Origin of the sequence: Streptomyces sp. NPDC048584, from assembly GCF_043199595.1 — a bacterium.
In the GTDB taxonomy this organism is placed as follows: Bacteria; Actinomycetota; Actinomycetes; order Streptomycetales; family Streptomycetaceae; genus Streptomyces; species Streptomyces edwardsiae.
Window position 1 is genome coordinate 89854 of record NZ_JBICWF010000018.1, and the last position, 14735, is coordinate 104588.

The window sequence follows — 14735 nt, forward strand, 5'->3', positions numbered from 1 at the left end:
GGGGGGTCTAGTGCAGTGCCGGGTGTTGGGGTGGGCCGGGGGGTGTTCGCGCGGCCCGGCGCTTGCGGGGTGCCGTCGCGCCCACCCGTGCCGCCCCAGCGGCACGATTGCCCGCGGAGTGCGGAAGGCGGGGGGCGGAAGGCGGGGGGCGGAGGGGCGGGGGCGGGTTTGCCGGACCGGTGGGGCGGCTGCCCGCGGAGGGGGTCAGGGCAGGGTGGTTTCTATGTACTGGTGCCATTTGGCTGTGAAGGCTTCTCGGGTGGTGTCCAGGACGCTGTGCATGGCTGATTCCACCGCGCCTTCGCGGTCCTCGTGGGCGCCGACTGCCCGGTAGAAGTCGATCAGGTGCTGTTCGCTCCAGTGGGCCGCGATGAGGCGGCAGGCCAGCCAGCCGCTCTCGTACGCGCGGGCCAGGCGGTCCGCGTCGCCCGTGAAGCCGAAGTCCTCGTCCTCGGGGAGACCGGCCGGGACCTCGCCGCTGGTCACCGCGTGGGCGAGCTCCGGTGCGGTCTCGGCGGGGGTGCGGGCGCTGTCGCGGTAGCCGACCCAGTCGGCGAAGCCCTCGGACAGCCACAGCGGGGTCGCGGCGGAGGTGTGGGCGCGGGTGGCGACGTGGGTCGTCTCGTGGGTGAGGACGACCTGCCGGCCCGAGTCGCCGAGCAGTCCGAAGGCGTCCGGGTTGACGATGACCCGGTCCGCCGGTGCCGGGCCGTCCTCCCCGGTGGTGCCCGTGGTGACCGCCGCGATGCCCCGGTAGGAGGAGGGGGGCGAGCCCAGCAGGCCCGCCATGCCCTCCAGGGTCTCCGGGACGAGCACGACCACGCGCCCGGCCCACCGGGGCCCCCACGCGTCGGACACGGCGGGTACGGCGCGGTCGGCCAGCCCGGCGTACTCCCGCAGCGTGTCGTCGGGCTGCCCGACGCCCAGGACCAGGCTCCGCTCACCGCGTACCGCGCGGGCGGCGCCCTGGTCCCACAGCTGCTGGCCGGACTTCTGCGCGGGCCGGTCGGAGTCGACGTACCAGCGGCCGTCCCCGTCCCGGCTCAGGCTCAGTGAGCGGGCGGTGGTGACCGGGGACCCGTCGTAGCCCTCGACGCGGTAGCGCAGGTCGGCGGAGGCGGTGGCGGTGTCGCCGGTGCGGTCCAGGGCGGTGACCCGGTACGACCAGTCCGCGAGCGGCACGGCGCGCAGGTTGTCGAAGCCGGCCCGGGTGCCGGTACGGGCGTACGCGGCCGGGTCACGGTCGAGGACGGCCTCCGCGCGCCGGTCGAGGACGGCCTGGACCTCCGCGCGGGCGGCGTCGACGGCCGGTCCCGCCCCGCACCCCACGAGGGCGACGAGGAGCAGACACAGCGCCATCACCGACGCACCCGGCACCCGCCTTCGACCAGCCACCTTTCGAGGGTACGGGTGCCGGGCCGGTGCGGTCAGACCCTGGTGACCGACGAGACCGGCATCATCCCGACCGGGTCGTACCGCACCGGGGCGCCGGGATAGGGCGCGTGGATCACCTGGCCGTTGCCCATGTACATCCCGACATGGCTGGCGTCGGAGCGGTAGACGACCAGGTCACCGGGGCGCGCCTCGGACAGCGGGACCTGCCGGCCGGCGTACCGCTGGGCCTGCGAGGTGCGCGGCAGCGCGACCCCGGCCTGTGCGTACGACCACTGGGTCAGCCCGGAGCAGTCGAATCCGGTGGGGCCGTTGGCGCCCCATACGTAGGGTTTGCCGAGGGCGGAGCGGGCGGCGGCGACGGCGGCCGCCGCGCGGCCCGACGCGGGGACCGCGGGGCCGAGCAGGTCCGCGCGTGCGGAACGGGAGGCGCGGTCCCAGGCGGCGCGTTCACCGGCCGGGAGGGAGCCGAGCAGCCGGCGGGCCTCGGTGAGCTTGCGCTCGACGGCCCGCTTGTGCGCGGCGACGTCCTCACGGCTCTTCTCCAGCGCGCCGAGCTTCCCGGCCGCCTCCGCGCGGTCCTGGGCGAGGGAGCGCAGGGCGGCGCGCAGCCTCCTCAGCTCACCGGCCTGGTGGACGGTGATCCGGTCCAGGACGGCGGCCTTCTCCAGGTAGTCCTCGGGATCGTCGGAGAGCAGCAGGGTGAGCGCCGTGTCGAGGCCGCCGGAGCGGTACTGGGCGCCGGCGAGTGAGCCCAGCGACTCCCGCATGGTGTTGACGCGCTGCTGCTGCCGGGCGATGCCGTCCTGGGCGGCGGCGATCTGCCGGCGCAGTGCGTCGGCCCGCTCGTCGGCCTCGTTGTACGCCTCGGTCGCCTTCTCGGCCTCCCGGTACAGGCGGTCCACGTCGGCCCGGGTGACGTCGTGCGGTGCGGCCGTGGCCGGTACGGTGCCGAGGGCGGTGGCCGCCGCCGACAGCAGACCGAGGGCGACGACGGCGCCCCGGTCGGATCCGGACGAGGGTGCGGTACGGCGATGGGACCCCACGGGAAGCCGCGCTCCTTCCGCTGGCGGACAGGGAAACGCGGCAGACAGTAGCCGTCACGACGACGCCCGGAGCGTTGGCCGTGGCCGGTGCACACAGTGACGCCCCGCCTGTGACCTGCGTCAGAGGCGGGGCGCGGGGAAGATCGGCGTGGCTGCGAATCCCCCGTTCGGGGGCACGCGGACAGGTGTCAGACGCGGACGCCGAACATGAAGGGGCCGCCGATGGTGTTCATCGACTCGTAGCGGACGACGGTGCCGGTGCGGGGGGCGTGGATGATCTGGCCGTTGCCCGCGTAGAGGCCCACGTGGTGCAGGTCGTTGAAGAAGAACACCAGGTCGCCGACCTTGAGCTGGCTCACCGAGTAGATCCGGGTGCCCGCGCCGGTCTGCGCCTCGGACGTGCGCGGGATGCCGACACCGGCCTGCGCGTACGCCCAGGAGGTGAGGCCGGAGCAGTCGTAGGAGGACGGGCCGGTGGCGCCGTAGACGTACGGGGTGCCGAGCTTGCTCTGGGCGGCGGCGAAGGCGGCGGCGGCGCGGCCGGAGCCGGCCGGGACGTTCACCTGGAGGGCGTCGCGCTCGCTGGTGCGGGTGGCGCGGCTCTGCTCGTCGGCGAGCTGCTGCTTCTCCGCCGCGCTGAGCGTGTTGAGCAGCTTCTGCGCGGAGGACAGCTTGCCCTGGACTTCCTTCTTCTTCTTGCCCAGTTCGGTGCGGGTGGCGGAGAGGTCCTTGAGCTTCTCGGACGCCTCGGAGCGCTGCTGGGCGAGTTCGCGCTGCTTCGCCTGGATCTCCTTGAGCGCGTCGACCTGCTGGGTGCTCAGCTGGTCGAGCGTGGACGCCTTGTCGAGGTAGTCGTCCGGGTCGGCGGAGAGGAAGAGCTGGAGGGAGGGGTCGATGCCGCCGCTGCGGTACTGGGCGCTGGCCATCGAACCGAGGCCGTCGCGCAGCTCGTTGAGCTCCTGCTGGCCCTTGGCGACGTTGTCCTGGATCGTGGAGATCTCCTTCTGGAGCTTCTCCTGCTTCTCCTTGGCGCCGTTGTACTTCTCGGTGGCCTGCTCGGCCTGCTCGTAGAGCTTGTCGACCTTGGCCTTGACCTCGTCCTTGCTCGGCTTCTCGCTGGGCGCCGCGTTGGCGGCCTGCGAGCTCATGACGACGGCGGCAGCGGCAGCGGTGGTGAGCACAGTCACGCGTGCGCGGCTCGGCTGTTTGGGACGACGGTGGGACGCCACGGAGACGAGCTCCTTCTCGAGAGTGATCGCGCGAGCGAGGGTTCGAAGCCTGACCATAGTGATTCTCTTGTGATCAGTTCAAATCCCTGGGCACAAAATCTCCGTGACGGGGCGTTTATTCGGTCCCAACTCACCTGCAGTGACGTCTGCTTGACGCTACGTTGCGTGACGGTTCCGTCAATTCGGGCATAGATCCCGTACGTTGCACGGGTGACGGATGCGAAGGATGCGTGAGGTAAGCCGTGTGAGGGAGAGGGTTACGCGAGCCGCTTGAGGAGCATCGCGGAGGCGACCGGGCGCGCGCCGGCGCGGGCCACTCCGTCGGCGACCTCGCGGTCGGTGGAGGCGACGATGACGGGCCGGCCCGGCGGCTCCGCGCGCACCAGCCGGCGGATCAGCTCGTCGGCGGTGACACCGGGCTTGGAGAACAGCACCCGCACGCCGCGCGGCGGCGCGAGCAGCACCGGGGCGGCCAGTTCTGCGCCGTCGAAGACGCAGGTCACCTCGGCGCCGGTCTGGGCGGCGAGCTGGGCGAGCTGGCCCAGCAGCCGCAGCCGCTGCTTCTCGAGGGGCATCTGGGGGTAGCCGGTCTTGGTGACGTTGTAGCCGTCGACGACCAGATGGGCCTGGGGCAGCGCCAGCAGCTGGTCGAGGACGGCCGGGTCGTGCTCGGACAGCGCGCGGTTGGCGATGTCCTTCGGGGTCATCCGGCCGGGTTCGACGGCGTCCACGGTCTCGGCGGGCCGGACCGACACAGGGGGCAGCGCCAGCTCCCTGCGGAGCCCCTGGGCGGCGTCCAGGACGGTGTCGAGGAGCAGCCGGACCCGCATGTCCTCGACGCTGCGGCCCTCGCGGGCGGCCCGGCGGGCGGCCTCGAGGGCGGCCTCGGTCTCCCCGAGGCGGGCCTTGAGGCGCCGGCTCTCACTCTCGGCGGCCGACACCTGGGCATGGCCCTCGGCGCGAACGGTCTCCATCTCGCCGCGCAGCTTGCGCACCGCGGCCTCGCCGCGCTTGACGTCGCTGAGGGCGGAGCGCAGCTTGCGGTGCAGCGACTCGGCCTCCTTCTTCGCCGCGTCCAGCTCGGCGCGCAGCCGCTCGGTCTCGGACTTGGTGTGCTCGCGGGCGCGGGCGGCCTCGGCGCGCAGCCGCTCCAGCTCGGCCCGGGTCTCCTCGTCGGCGCGCTCGGCGTCGGCGCGCTGGGCCTCCTCGCCGGCGGCGGTGACGAGCTTGACCCAGCCGGGCGGGCGGAGCACATAGGCCGCGGCCGCCACGTCGAGCGGGTCCGCGGCCGGGGGCGGGGAGCCGGAGTCGAGGGCGCCGGTCAGCTCCGGCTGGGCTTCTCTGAGCTTCTCGCCGATGCGCTGCCGGAACAGCGGTTCGGTCTCCAGCGCGGCGGCCATGGCGTTGCCGGCGAACTTGGCGCGGCGGTTCGGGGCGAAGCGCGCGTACTGCCGCAGCTGGGCGGGCAGCTCGGCGACCGTGAGGCCGCCGAAGCCGTCGGCGACGATCTGTACGACCCTGCGGCGCACTCCGTCGGGCAGCGGACGGTCGAGCACCTCGGCGGCGCCGTCCTGCGGCCCCCCGCCCGTGGTCTCCACCATCCGTCACACCCCAATGTCTGTATGCGACCCCGTGCGCGGGGTCGGCGTCAGCGGGCCCTCCCCCGCTCTCGACTTCGCTCGAGCGGGAGGGACCCCCTTCGCTCAGGAGCCGGCACCCGGCCTGTCCACGAGTTCCACCTGGTCCACCGCGTTGCACCAGCGGCACCGCACCGTCTCAATGGTCTCATCGAGCACCTCGCGCTCCTCGACCTTGGGCTCTCCGGCCAGATCGAGGTGGACGTACTCGACAACCTTCGACGAGCGGGTCACGTCGAAGCGGGTGAGGTTGCCGCAGAGGGTGCAGCGCCACCGCGTCGAGGCGGTCGGCAGAGGAACCGTCATCGTGGCTGTTCGCCTTCCTTCCAGTGTCCGTGACACACCGGATCCCCGGTGCGTGTGGCTCGTAACCCTACGGCCTGGCGAGTCTTCGCCGCCCGCCCGTCCGGGGCGGCGAGGCGGTCTGTGCGGTTGCGTCCGGTTACGTCATGCTCTGTGTTCATGATCCGCAAGTGGAGCGGGGCGGCCGCCGGGGTGATCCGGGGGACGTCCGCGCCGGTCACCCACACCCTCATCGCGCTGTGCTGCCTGGTCTTCCTCATCGGACCGGCCTCGGGCCTGAACCCGGCGGACGGCAGCGGGGAGGAGCTGCTGGCTGCGCAAAGGGCCTATTTCCGGCGCTGGGGCGTCATTCCCGCAGACCTGTTCGATGGTTCCCCCGGGATCACCCCCGGGGCCCTCCTCACCCCCGCCACGGCACTGTTCGTGCACGGCAGCTGGGTGCATCTGCTCGGCAACATGCTGTTCCTCCAGGTCTTCGGGGCGATGGCCGAGGCCCGGATGGGCCGGGTGCGGTTCAGCCTCTGCTACGCCGGCTGCGGCTATCTCGCGCTGCTGGGGTACGCCGCCGCCAACGCCGGGTCCGAGCGGTCGCTGGTCGGTGCCTCGGGGGCGATCTCGGCGGTGCTCGGCGCGTTCCTCTTCCTGTTCCCGCGGGCGCGGGTGACCAGTCTGCTGCCGTTCCTGTTCTTCCTGCCGGTGCGGCTGCCTGCGTGGGTGGTGCTGCCGTTCTGGGCGGCGCTGCAGTGGGTGGCGGCCACGGGGCAGGCCGGTGAGGGGCCGGGGGTGGCGTATCTGGCGCATCTGATCGGGTTCGGGCTGGGGCTCGGCTACGCGTGGGTGCGGTTCGGGCGGGCGACTACAGTGAAGGGCACCCCTGCTCCGGCCCCCGAGGGAGAGAACCAGCCGTGATCACCGCGATCGTCCTCGTCAAGACCAGTGTGGACCGGATTCCCGAGATCGCGGAGGAGATCGCCGCGCTGGAGAGTGTGAGCGAGGTGTTCTCCGTGACCGGGACGTATGACCTGATCGCCATGGTGCGGGTGCGGGAGCACGAGGATCTGGCGGAGGTCATTCCGGGGCGGATCAGCAAGATCGCGGGGGTGGAGGGGACGGATACGCATGTGGCGTTCCGGACGTACTCCCAGCATGATCTGGAGGCCGCGTTCGCCATCGGGCTGGACAGTTAGGGGCGGGGCGCCGGGATTTTTTCGCCCCCGCCGCCCCTTCCCGTCCCGAACCTGGGGCTCCGCCCCGGACCCCGCTCCTCGAACGCCGGAGGGGCCGGCTTCCCTCAGACCAGCTCCCGTACCGCCCGCACGAAGCGCTCCACGTGCTCGTCGGGCGTACCCGCGCCGAAGCTGACGCGGATCGCCCCCAGCGAATCCGCGGACCCGCACTCCCCCTCCGCGCCGATCAGCACCCGCACCAGCGGATGCGCGCAGAACAACCCGTCCCGCACCCCGATCCCGTACGAGCCGGAAAGCGCCGCGGCGAAGGACGCGCTCTCCCAGCCCTCGACCACGAACGACAGCACGCCCACCCGCGCCGCGTCGTCCCCGAACAGCGACAGGAACCGCACCTCGGGCACATCCGCCAGCCCCTCCCGCACCACGCGGATCAGCCGCTCCTCACGGGCCCGCAACGCGTCGAACCCCGCCGAGCCGAGCGCCTTGCAGGCGGACGCGATGGCGTGGGCGCCGATGACGTTGGGCGAGCCGGCCTCGTGCCGGGCCACGCCCTCGTGCCACTCGACGTCCACTCCCCCGTCCTCCCGCCGGGCGACCCTACGGCTGGCGCCGCCGCCCGCCAGGTACGGCTCGGCCTCCCCCAGCCAGTCCGTACGGCCCGCCAGCACACCGGCCCCGAAGGGCGCGTACAGCTTGTGCCCGGAGAAGGCGACCCAGTCGACGTCCAGCTCCCGGACGCTCACCGGGTGGTGCGGAGCGAGCTGCGCGGCGTCCAGCACGATCCTCGCACCGTGCGCGTGCGCGACGGCCGCGAGTTCCCGTACGGGCCACAGCTCACCGGTGACGTTGGAGGCGCCGGTGACGCAGACGAGGGCGGGGCCGTGCGGGTCGCGGCCGGCGAGGGCGCGCTCCAGGGTGTCGACGGCCGCGCGGTGGCTGCGCGGGGCGTCGAGGAAGGTGACGCGGGCGTTCCGCCAGGGCAGCAGGGACGCGTGGTGCTCGGTCTCGAACACGAACACCTCGCAGCCGTCGGGGAGGGCGGTGGCGAGCAGGTTGAGCGAGTCGGTGGTGGACCGGGTGAACAGCACCTGGTCGCCGGTACGGCAGTCGAGGAACTCGGCGACGGTACGGCGGGCGTTCTCGAACAGGTCGGTGGAGAGCTGGGAGAGGTATCCGGCGCCCCGGTGGACACTGCCGTAGTACGGCGCGTACGCGGCCACGTCGTCCCACACCCGCTGGAGGGCGGGGGCGCTGGCGGCGTAGTCGAGGGCGGCGTAGGTGACCTCGCCGCCGGAGGCGAGGGGGACGGTGACGTCCAGTCCGAGGACGGGCAGCGGGGCGTGGACGGACGGGGCGGCGACGGCGGCGGTGGAGACGGCGGCGGTGGAGACGGACATGGCGGAACTCCCGTTGAGGCAGGCGGAATTCCCGTACGAGCGCGCGGCGCTCAAGCACGGAAGAAAAGGGAAAGGGGTGCGCGGAGGCGGGGCTCGGCGGCCCTATCGCATTCGCTTGCTCACGGGAGGCTCCTCGACGACCAGGACCCCTGGTGGGCGAGGGGTCCGCGCTTGCCGTGAGCCTTGCTGCCCACGGCCTGGTCTTCACCCGGGGCACCCCGCCACGGACGGAGGGTTGCCGGACAGCCGGCCGGGGCCTGATGGCTGTCACTCATGACCTGGACAGGAACGTACGCGAAATGATCGATGTCCCGCAACCCGTGTCCGGATCGCGGGACATGACGGCGTGGAACGGTTACGCGTTGCTGACCGTCACCCAGCGTTCCAGTACCCGCTTCGCCGCGCCGGAGTCGATCGCCTCGGCCGCCCGCGCCATGCCGGCCCGGATCTGGTCCGTCAGGGTGCCGGGGCCCGGCTTCAGGGCGACCAGGGCCGCCGCCGAGTTCAGCAGGACCGCGTCCCGTACCGGGCCGGACTCGCCGTCGAGGAGGCGGCGGGCGACCTCGGCGTTGTAGGAGGCGTCGGCGCCGCGCAGGGCCTCCACCGGGACCAGGTCGAGGCCGGCGTCGCGCGGGTCGAACGCCTCCTCGGTGACCTCGCCGTCCCGGACCACCCATACCCGGGAGGTGGCGGTGGTGGTCAGCTCGTCGAGTCCGTCGTCGCCGCGGAACACCAGCGAGGAGTGACCGCGCCCGGCGAACACGCCCGCCATGATGGGCGCCATCCGGGGGTCCGCGACCCCGACGGCCTGCGCCTTGACCTGCGCCGGGTTGGCCAGCGGGCCGAGGAAGTTGAACACCGTGCGGATGCCCAACTGGCCACGTGCGGCGGCGACATGGCGCAGCGCCGGGTGGAACTTCACGGCGAAGCAGAAGGTGATCCCGGCCTCCTCCGCGACCTCGGCGACCCGGCGCGGGGTCAGCTGCAGATTGACGCCGAGCTTCTCCAGGACGTCGGAGGCGCCGGAGGCGGAGGACGCGGCCCGGTTGCCGTGCTTGACGACCTTGGCGCCGGTGCCGGCCACGACGATGGAGGACATCGTGGAGATGTTGACCGTCTTGGCGCCGTCACCGCCGGTGCCGACGATGTCGACCGTCTCGCCCGGCACCTGGATCACGTTGGCGTGGTCGTACAGCGCCCGGACGCAGCCGGTGATCTCCTCTACGGTCTCGCCCTTGGCGCGCAGCGACACCGCGAAGCCGGCGATCTGCGCGTCGGTCGCCTCGCCGCGCATGATCAGGTCCATGGCCCAGGCGGTGTCGTCGGCGGACAGGTCATGGCCGTCCAGCAGACCGTTCAGCAGCGCGGGCCAGGACCGGCCCGCCGCGGTGTCGCCTCCAGCGGGGGTCACAGCGCTCATGGCCGCTCCTGATGGTCGTAGAAGAGTCCGGGATGCCGGGAGGGGTCCCGGGCTCCACCCTATCCAGGACCGGGGACGCCGAAGGGCCCCCGTCCGAAGAACGGACGGGGGCCCTTCGCCGTCGTGTGGCGACTGGGATGGTGCCTCGGGTGATCAGTGGTGGCCGTGGCCGCTCGTGATCTCCTTGTACTCCTCGACGGTCGGCTTCGGGATCTGGCCGTCGTCGCCGTAGTAGCCCTTGCTCAGCTTGGCGCGCAGCTTCTCCGTGGCCGGCACCTTGCGGCGGACGCCGTTCTCGTCGACCGCCGGGCCGATCTCGGCCGGCTGGTACTGCTCGTGCGCGGTGAGCGTGTGCAGCTGCTCCTGGCTGAGCGGCTCGTGGACCTCGATGAACTCACCGTGCGGCAGGCGCTTGATGATGCCCGACTCGCGGCCGTGCAGCACCTTGTCCTTGTCCCGGCGCTGCAGGCCGAGGCAGATCCGCTTGGTGACGATGAACGCCAGGACCGGCGCCACGAAGAACGCGATCCGGACGAACCAGGTGATGGCGTTGATCGACAGGTGGAAGTGCGTGGCCCACAGGTCGTTGCCACCGCCGACGAGGAGCACGAAGTACAGCGTGATCCAGGCGACGCCGAACGCGGTACGGGTCGGGACGTTGCGCGGGCGGTCCAGGATGTGGTGCTCGCGCTTGTCGCCGGTGACCCAGGACTCGATGAACGGGTACACCGCGATGGCCACCAGGACCAGCGGGAAGATCAGCAGCGGGATGAACACGCCCAGGACGAGCGTGTGACCCCAGAAGTTGATCTCCCAGCCCGGCATGACACGGATCAGGCCCTCGGAGAAGCCCATGTACCAGTCCGGCTGGGCGCCCGTGGAGACCATGTCCGGGCGGTAGGGGCCGATGGCCCAGATCGGGTTGATCGTGGCGATCGCCGCGACGGCCGCGAGCACACCGAAGACCAGGAAGAAGAAGCCTCCCGCCTTGGCCATGTACACCGGCATCAGCGGCATGCCGACCACGTTCTTGTTGGTCTTGCCGGGGCCCGCGAACTGCGTGTGCTTGTGGTAGACGACCAGGATCAGGTGCGCCACCACGAGGCCGAGCATGATGCCCGGCAGCAGCAGCACGTGGATCGAGAAGAACCTGGCCACGAAGTCGTCGCCGGGGAACTCGCCGCCGAACAGGAAGAACGAGATGTACGTGCCGACGATCGGCACGGACAGGATCGCGCCCTCCATGAAGCGGATACCGGTGCCGGAGAGCAGGTCGTCCGGGAGCGAGTAGCCGGTGAAACCGGTGAACATGCCCAGGACGAACAGCAGGAAGCCGAACAGCCAGTTGATCTCACGCGGCTTGCGGAACGCGCCGGTGAAGAACACCCGCATCATGTGGATGAACATGCCGGCCAGGAAGACCAGCGCGGCCCAGTGGTGGATCTGCCGGATCAGCAGACCGCCACGGACGTCGAAGCTGATGTCCAGCGTCGACTTGTAGGCCTCGCTCATCAGCTGTCCCTGCATCGGGACGTAGCTGCCGTGGTACTCCACCTCGTTCATCGACGGGTGGAAGAACAGCGTCAGATACACACCCGTGAGGATGATGATCAGGAAGCTGTAGAGGCAGATCTCACCCAGCATGAACGACGGGTGGTCGGGGAAGATCTTCCGCATGTTGGCCTTGGCCAGGGAGTAGATCCCCAGCCGGCCGTCGGCCCAGTCGGCGACGCGTTCACCGGCCGGCGCCTTCCCGCGTGAGCGGGACTCGGGGGTCGTCGTAGTACTCATCCGCGCTCCCAGAAGGCAGGACCGACGGGCTCGTCGAAGTCGCCGAGCGCTTCGAGGTAGCCCTCGTCGTTCACGCCGATGCGCAGCTGCGGCAGGGCGTGACCGGCGGGACCGAAGATCACCCGGGCTCCGTCGGAGAGGTCGAAGGTGGACTGGTGGCAGGGGCAGAGCGCGTGGTGCGTCTGCTGCTCGTACAGGGAGATCGGGCAACCGACGTGGGTGCAGATCTTCGAGTACGCGACGATGCCCTCGTGCGACCACTCGAGCTGGCGCTTGTCCTTGATGTCGTCCGGCTTGATCCGGACCAGCATCAGGGCGGCCTTGGCGATCTGGGTCTGGAATTCGTGGTCGTGCTCCTCCAGGCCCTCGGGCTTGGCGAAGGTCAGCGAGCCCACGATGATGTCGGACGGCCGCATCGGCTCGTTCGTGTTCATGTTGACCAGCAGCTTGCCCTTGGACCACAGGGTGTGGCGCAGCTTGGTCCCGGGCAGCGGCCCGAGGTCGCGCAGCAGCACCACACCGGAGAGCGGGAACAGGGCGAGCGCGCCGAACATCGTGTTGCGGATCAGCTTGCGGCGGCCGAGCGCGGACTCCTTGGCACCCTGCCGGAAGTCGTCCATGACCTGCGCCTTGGTCTCCGGGGAGGCCTCGACCGGGTGGCGCTCGTCGGTGAGTTCCTGGTCGGACATCAGCGTGCGGGCCCAGTGGACCGCGCCGGCGCCGATGGCGAACAGGGCGACACCGAGCGTCATGCCGAGCGCGAAGTTCAGCGCGCCGATGTGACCGAGCGGGAAGATGTAGACCGACTGGTCGACCGGGATCGTCACGTACGAGGCGATGAAGCCGACGGTGGCCAGCATCGACAGCGTGAACAGCAGGGCGACCGTGCGCTCGGACCGCTTGGCGGCCCGCTCGTCGATGTCCTGGATCCGGTGCTCGTGGGGCGGCAGCCCCGGGTCGGCGAACGGGTTCCGCTCGTCCGCGAGCTTCACCGCGCCGTGGGGGGTGTCCTGCGCGTCGGGCAGGTTCTCTTCGGGGATGTCGTGGCTACTCATGACTTCTTGGCCTTTGCGGTCCGAGCGGCGACCCAGACGGCGGCCGCGATCAGCGCGCCGAGTCCGAAGACCCACGCGAACAGACCCTCGGAGACCGGGCCGAGTCCACCGAGCGTCAGTCCGCCGGGGCTCTCCGTCTCCTCACCGTTGACCGCGTTCAGGTACGCGATGATGTCCTTCTTGTTCTGCTCCGACAGCGTGGTGTCGGGGAAGGAGGGCATGTTCTGCGGGCCGGTGAGCATGGCCTCGTAGAGGTGCTTGGGGGCGACGCCGTCCAGGCTCGGGGCGTACTTGCCGTGCGTGAGCGCACCGCCCTTGCCGGTGAAGTTGTGGCACTGCGCGCAGTTGTTGCGGAACAGTTCGCCGCCCTTGGCGATGTCGGCGCCCTCGGGGCCGTACTGCGCCTCGGTGGGAACGGCCGGGCCGGCGCCCAGGGAGGCGATGTACGCCGCGAGCTGGTCGATCTCGGCCTGGTTGTAGATGGCCTTCTTGCGCGGGACCTGAGCGCCCTGCGAGGTGGCGGCCGGCATACGGCCGGTGCTCACCTGGAAGTCCACGGCCGCGGCGCCCACGCCCACCACGCTCGGGCCGTCGGAGGTGCCCTGACCGCCGGTGCCGTGGCAGCTGGCGCAGCCGACCGTGTAGAGCTTCTTGCCCTCCTCGATCGTGAGGGTCTGGGCGGACTCGTCGGCCTGCGCCTTGTCCGCGGGTGCGAACACGGCGTACAGCCCCCCGGTGCATGCCAGCGCCAGGAGTAGGACGACGAGCGCCGCCAGCGGATGGCGTCGTCGTGCGGAGAGCTTTTTCACGGATTACCCCGGTGTCAGGATCTTCTGCGTCGATGCTTCTGGTTGGTGCGCTCCTGCGGAGCGCGCGGGTACGGGCCCGCCTACTTGATCATGTAGATCGTGGCGAAGAGTCCGATCCAGACGACATCGACGAAGTGCCAGTAATAGGACACGACGATCGCCGCGGTCGCCTGCTCGTGAGTGAACCTCTTGGCCGCGTAGGTCCGGCCCAGGACCAGCAGGAAGGCGATCAGGCCGCCTGTCACGTGCAGGCCGTGGAAACCGGTGGTCAGGTAGAAGACCGAGCCGTATGCGTCGGAGGAGAGGGACAGGCCCTCGTGCTTGACCAGCTCGGTGTACTCGAAGACCTGACCGCCGACGAAGACCGCGCCCATGATGAAGGTGACGATGAACCACATCCGGAGCTTCTTCACGTCACCGCGCTCGGCCGCGAACACGCCGAGCTGGCAGGTGAGGGAGGAGAGCACCAGGATCGTGGTGTTCGTCGCCGAGAACGGGAAGTTCAGGGCGTCGGCCTTCTCCGACCAGAAGTCGGGTCCGGTCACCGATCGCAGGGTGAAGTACATCGCGAAGAGGGCCGCGAAGAACATCAGCTCGGAACTCAGCCAGATGATGGTTCCGACGCTGGTGAGGTTCGGTCGGTTGACCGACGGGTGCGCGTGCCCGGTATCTACTGTCGTTGCTGTCGCCACGCCGACATTATGTCGGTCGCTTATCCCGCCCTCACTCCCGGGGGTGCCGTTCGGTGTGTTCGGCCCTCCTGGACTGCCCGGATGGCCCATGCGCGGCGCGTTGCGGACGGGTCTCGAAGGCGTGTCCGAACCAGTGTTGACAAGCGGTCGGAGGGGGTAGCATCCGCGCCATCGGTACCCGAAGTTCCCGACAGAGCCGTGCCCTCTCTCTTACGCGTGGAGGAACAATGCAGGCGACCGCCACGGTGCTGGTCTACAGCGACGACGCCAACACCCGGGAGCAGGTGCGGCTCGCCACGGGGCGACGGCCGGCGCCGGACGTGCCCGTCGTGGAGTTCGTGGAGTGCGCGACCCCGGCGGCGGTGCTGGCGGAGTTGGACCGGGGAGGCATCGACGTGTGTGTGCTGGACGGTGAGGCCGTGCCGATGGGGGGCATGGGGGTGTGCCGGCAGATCAAGGACGAGGTGTTCAACTGTCCGCCGGTGCTTTTGCTGATCGGCAGGCCGCAGGATGCGTGGCTGGCCACGTGGAGCCGGGCCGAGGCCGCGGTCACCTTGCCGGTGGAGCCGGTGGAGTTCGCCTCGGCGTTGGCCTCCCTGCTGCGGCGTAAGGCTCTCGCGGGGGCGTAAGGCTCTTCGCGAGGGCCCAGGAGCTCGGTTCCGGCCGTGGTTCGGCGACCGCGGGCCGGTGGGGGTTGGTCGCGCGGTTCCCCGCGCCCCTGAGGGTGCTGCCGGCCGCGGCGTGTTCGAGCGGGGCGTGTGGCCGGGCCCCGGGGGT

The 14735-nt window shown here is 71.0% G+C and carries 14 protein-coding genes and 1 riboswitch; of the genes, 3 read left to right on the forward strand and 11 right to left on the reverse strand.

The features are described 5' to 3' along the window. Window positions 1-204 precede the first annotated feature (204 nt). From ACGFR9_RS31570 to ACGFR9_RS31590, 5 genes are all read right to left on the reverse strand, one after another. Window positions 205-1395 carry a hypothetical protein gene (locus tag ACGFR9_RS31570; protein WP_393215359.1) on the reverse strand — a complete coding sequence of 397 codons (1191 nt, stop codon included), beginning with the start codon at window positions 1393-1395 and terminating at the stop codon, window positions 205-207. Between the two features lie 32 nt (window positions 1396-1427). Then, entirely contained in the window at window positions 1428-2438 is a 1011-nt protein-coding gene (locus tag ACGFR9_RS31575) for an NlpC/P60 family protein (protein WP_393215362.1), read from the reverse strand. 188 nt (window positions 2439-2626) lie between these two features. Further along, the gene (locus tag ACGFR9_RS31580) at window positions 2627-3667 is read right to left on the reverse strand and encodes an NlpC/P60 family protein (protein ID WP_393215365.1); all 1041 of its coding nucleotides are present in this window, start codon (window positions 3665-3667) and stop codon (window positions 2627-2629) included. A gap of 257 nt (window positions 3668-3924) precedes the next feature. Continuing rightward, window positions 3925-5268, reverse strand: coding sequence for an NYN domain-containing protein (locus ACGFR9_RS31585; protein ID WP_393215367.1), 1344 nt, complete (start codon window positions 5266-5268; stop codon window positions 3925-3927). 102 nt (window positions 5269-5370) lie between these two features. After that, window positions 5371-5610: a hypothetical protein gene (locus ACGFR9_RS31590; RefSeq protein ID WP_393215370.1), complete on the reverse strand. Its 240-nt coding sequence runs from the start codon at window positions 5608-5610 to the stop codon at window positions 5371-5373. A gap of 156 nt (window positions 5611-5766) precedes the next feature. Here ACGFR9_RS31590 and ACGFR9_RS31595 point away from each other — a divergent pair, with 156 nt between their 5' ends. Further along, complete coding sequence (locus ACGFR9_RS31595) at window positions 5767-6516, forward strand: rhomboid family intramembrane serine protease (RefSeq protein WP_393215373.1); 750 nt, start codon at window positions 5767-5769, stop codon at window positions 6514-6516. Continuing rightward, the gene (locus tag ACGFR9_RS31600) at window positions 6513-6794 is read left to right on the forward strand and encodes an Lrp/AsnC family transcriptional regulator (RefSeq protein ID WP_030228131.1); all 282 of its coding nucleotides are present in this window, start codon (window positions 6513-6515) and stop codon (window positions 6792-6794) included. Before ACGFR9_RS31595 ends, ACGFR9_RS31600 begins: the two co-directional genes overlap by 4 nt. 104 nt (window positions 6795-6898) lie before the next feature. Here ACGFR9_RS31600 and ACGFR9_RS31605 read toward each other — a convergent pair whose 3' ends face one another. The 6 genes from ACGFR9_RS31605 to ACGFR9_RS31630 all read right to left on the reverse strand — a co-directional run bounded on the left by ACGFR9_RS31605 (window position 6899) and on the right by ACGFR9_RS31630 (window position 13958). Further along, on the reverse strand, window positions 6899-8191 hold the full coding sequence (locus ACGFR9_RS31605; protein ID WP_393215376.1) for an aminotransferase class V-fold PLP-dependent enzyme: 1293 nt from the start codon (window positions 8189-8191) through the stop codon (window positions 6899-6901). Window positions 8192-8353: 162 nt separating this feature from the next. Next, window positions 8354-8470: riboswitch (SAM riboswitch) on the reverse strand. Window positions 8471-8546: 76 nt separating this feature from the next. Beyond that, complete coding sequence (gene trpD, locus ACGFR9_RS31610) at window positions 8547-9611, reverse strand: anthranilate phosphoribosyltransferase (RefSeq protein ID WP_393215379.1); 1065 nt, start codon at window positions 9609-9611, stop codon at window positions 8547-8549. 153 nt (window positions 9612-9764) lie between these two features. Continuing rightward, a complete protein-coding gene (locus ACGFR9_RS31615) occupies window positions 9765-11402 on the reverse strand; it encodes a cytochrome bc complex cytochrome b subunit (RefSeq protein ID WP_393215381.1) in 1638 nt (545 codons plus the stop codon). Further along, complete coding sequence (locus tag ACGFR9_RS31620; RefSeq protein ID WP_393215384.1) at window positions 11399-12457, reverse strand: Rieske 2Fe-2S domain-containing protein; 1059 nt, start codon at window positions 12455-12457, stop codon at window positions 11399-11401. The genes ACGFR9_RS31615 and ACGFR9_RS31620 overlap by 4 nt, the downstream gene beginning before the upstream one ends. Then, entirely contained in the window at window positions 12454-13266 is an 813-nt protein-coding gene (locus ACGFR9_RS31625; protein ID WP_311648220.1) for a c-type cytochrome, read from the reverse strand. The genes ACGFR9_RS31620 and ACGFR9_RS31625 overlap by 4 nt, the downstream gene beginning before the upstream one ends. 80 nt (window positions 13267-13346) lie before the next feature. Then, entirely contained in the window at window positions 13347-13958 is a 612-nt protein-coding gene (locus ACGFR9_RS31630) for a heme-copper oxidase subunit III (protein WP_030228102.1), read from the reverse strand. 227 nt (window positions 13959-14185) lie between these two features. Here ACGFR9_RS31630 and ACGFR9_RS31635 point away from each other — a divergent pair, with 227 nt between their 5' ends. Next, window positions 14186-14587: a response regulator transcription factor gene (locus ACGFR9_RS31635; RefSeq protein ID WP_030228101.1), complete on the forward strand. Its 402-nt coding sequence runs from the start codon at window positions 14186-14188 to the stop codon at window positions 14585-14587. Window positions 14588-14735 lie beyond the last annotated feature (148 nt).

Bases quoted from the DNA above. Each gene is read 5' to 3' on its own strand.
- ACGFR9_RS31635 (WP_030228101.1), top strand. From the start codon at position 14,186: ATGCAGGCGACCGCCACGGTGCTGGTCTACAGCGACGACGCCAACACC.
- ACGFR9_RS31615 (WP_393215381.1), bottom strand. From the start codon at position 11,402: ATGAGTACTACGACGACCCCCGAGTCCCGCTCACGCGGGAAGGCGCCG.
- ACGFR9_RS31590 (WP_393215370.1), bottom strand. From the start codon at position 5,610: ATGACGGTTCCTCTGCCGACCGCCTCGACGCGGTGGCGCTGCACCCTC.
- ACGFR9_RS31620 (WP_393215384.1), bottom strand. From the start codon at position 12,457: ATGAGTAGCCACGACATCCCCGAAGAGAACCTGCCCGACGCGCAGGAC.
- ACGFR9_RS31585 (WP_393215367.1), bottom strand. From the start codon at position 5,268: ATGGTGGAGACCACGGGCGGGGGGCCGCAGGACGGCGCCGCCGAGGTG.
- ACGFR9_RS31605 (WP_393215376.1), bottom strand. From the start codon at position 8,191: ATGTCCGTCTCCACCGCCGCCGTCTCCACCGCCGCCGTCGCCGCCCCG.
- ACGFR9_RS31595 (WP_393215373.1), top strand. From the start codon at position 5,767: ATGATCCGCAAGTGGAGCGGGGCGGCCGCCGGGGTGATCCGGGGGACG.
- trpD (WP_393215379.1), bottom strand. From the start codon at position 9,611: ATGAGCGCTGTGACCCCCGCTGGAGGCGACACCGCGGCGGGCCGGTCC.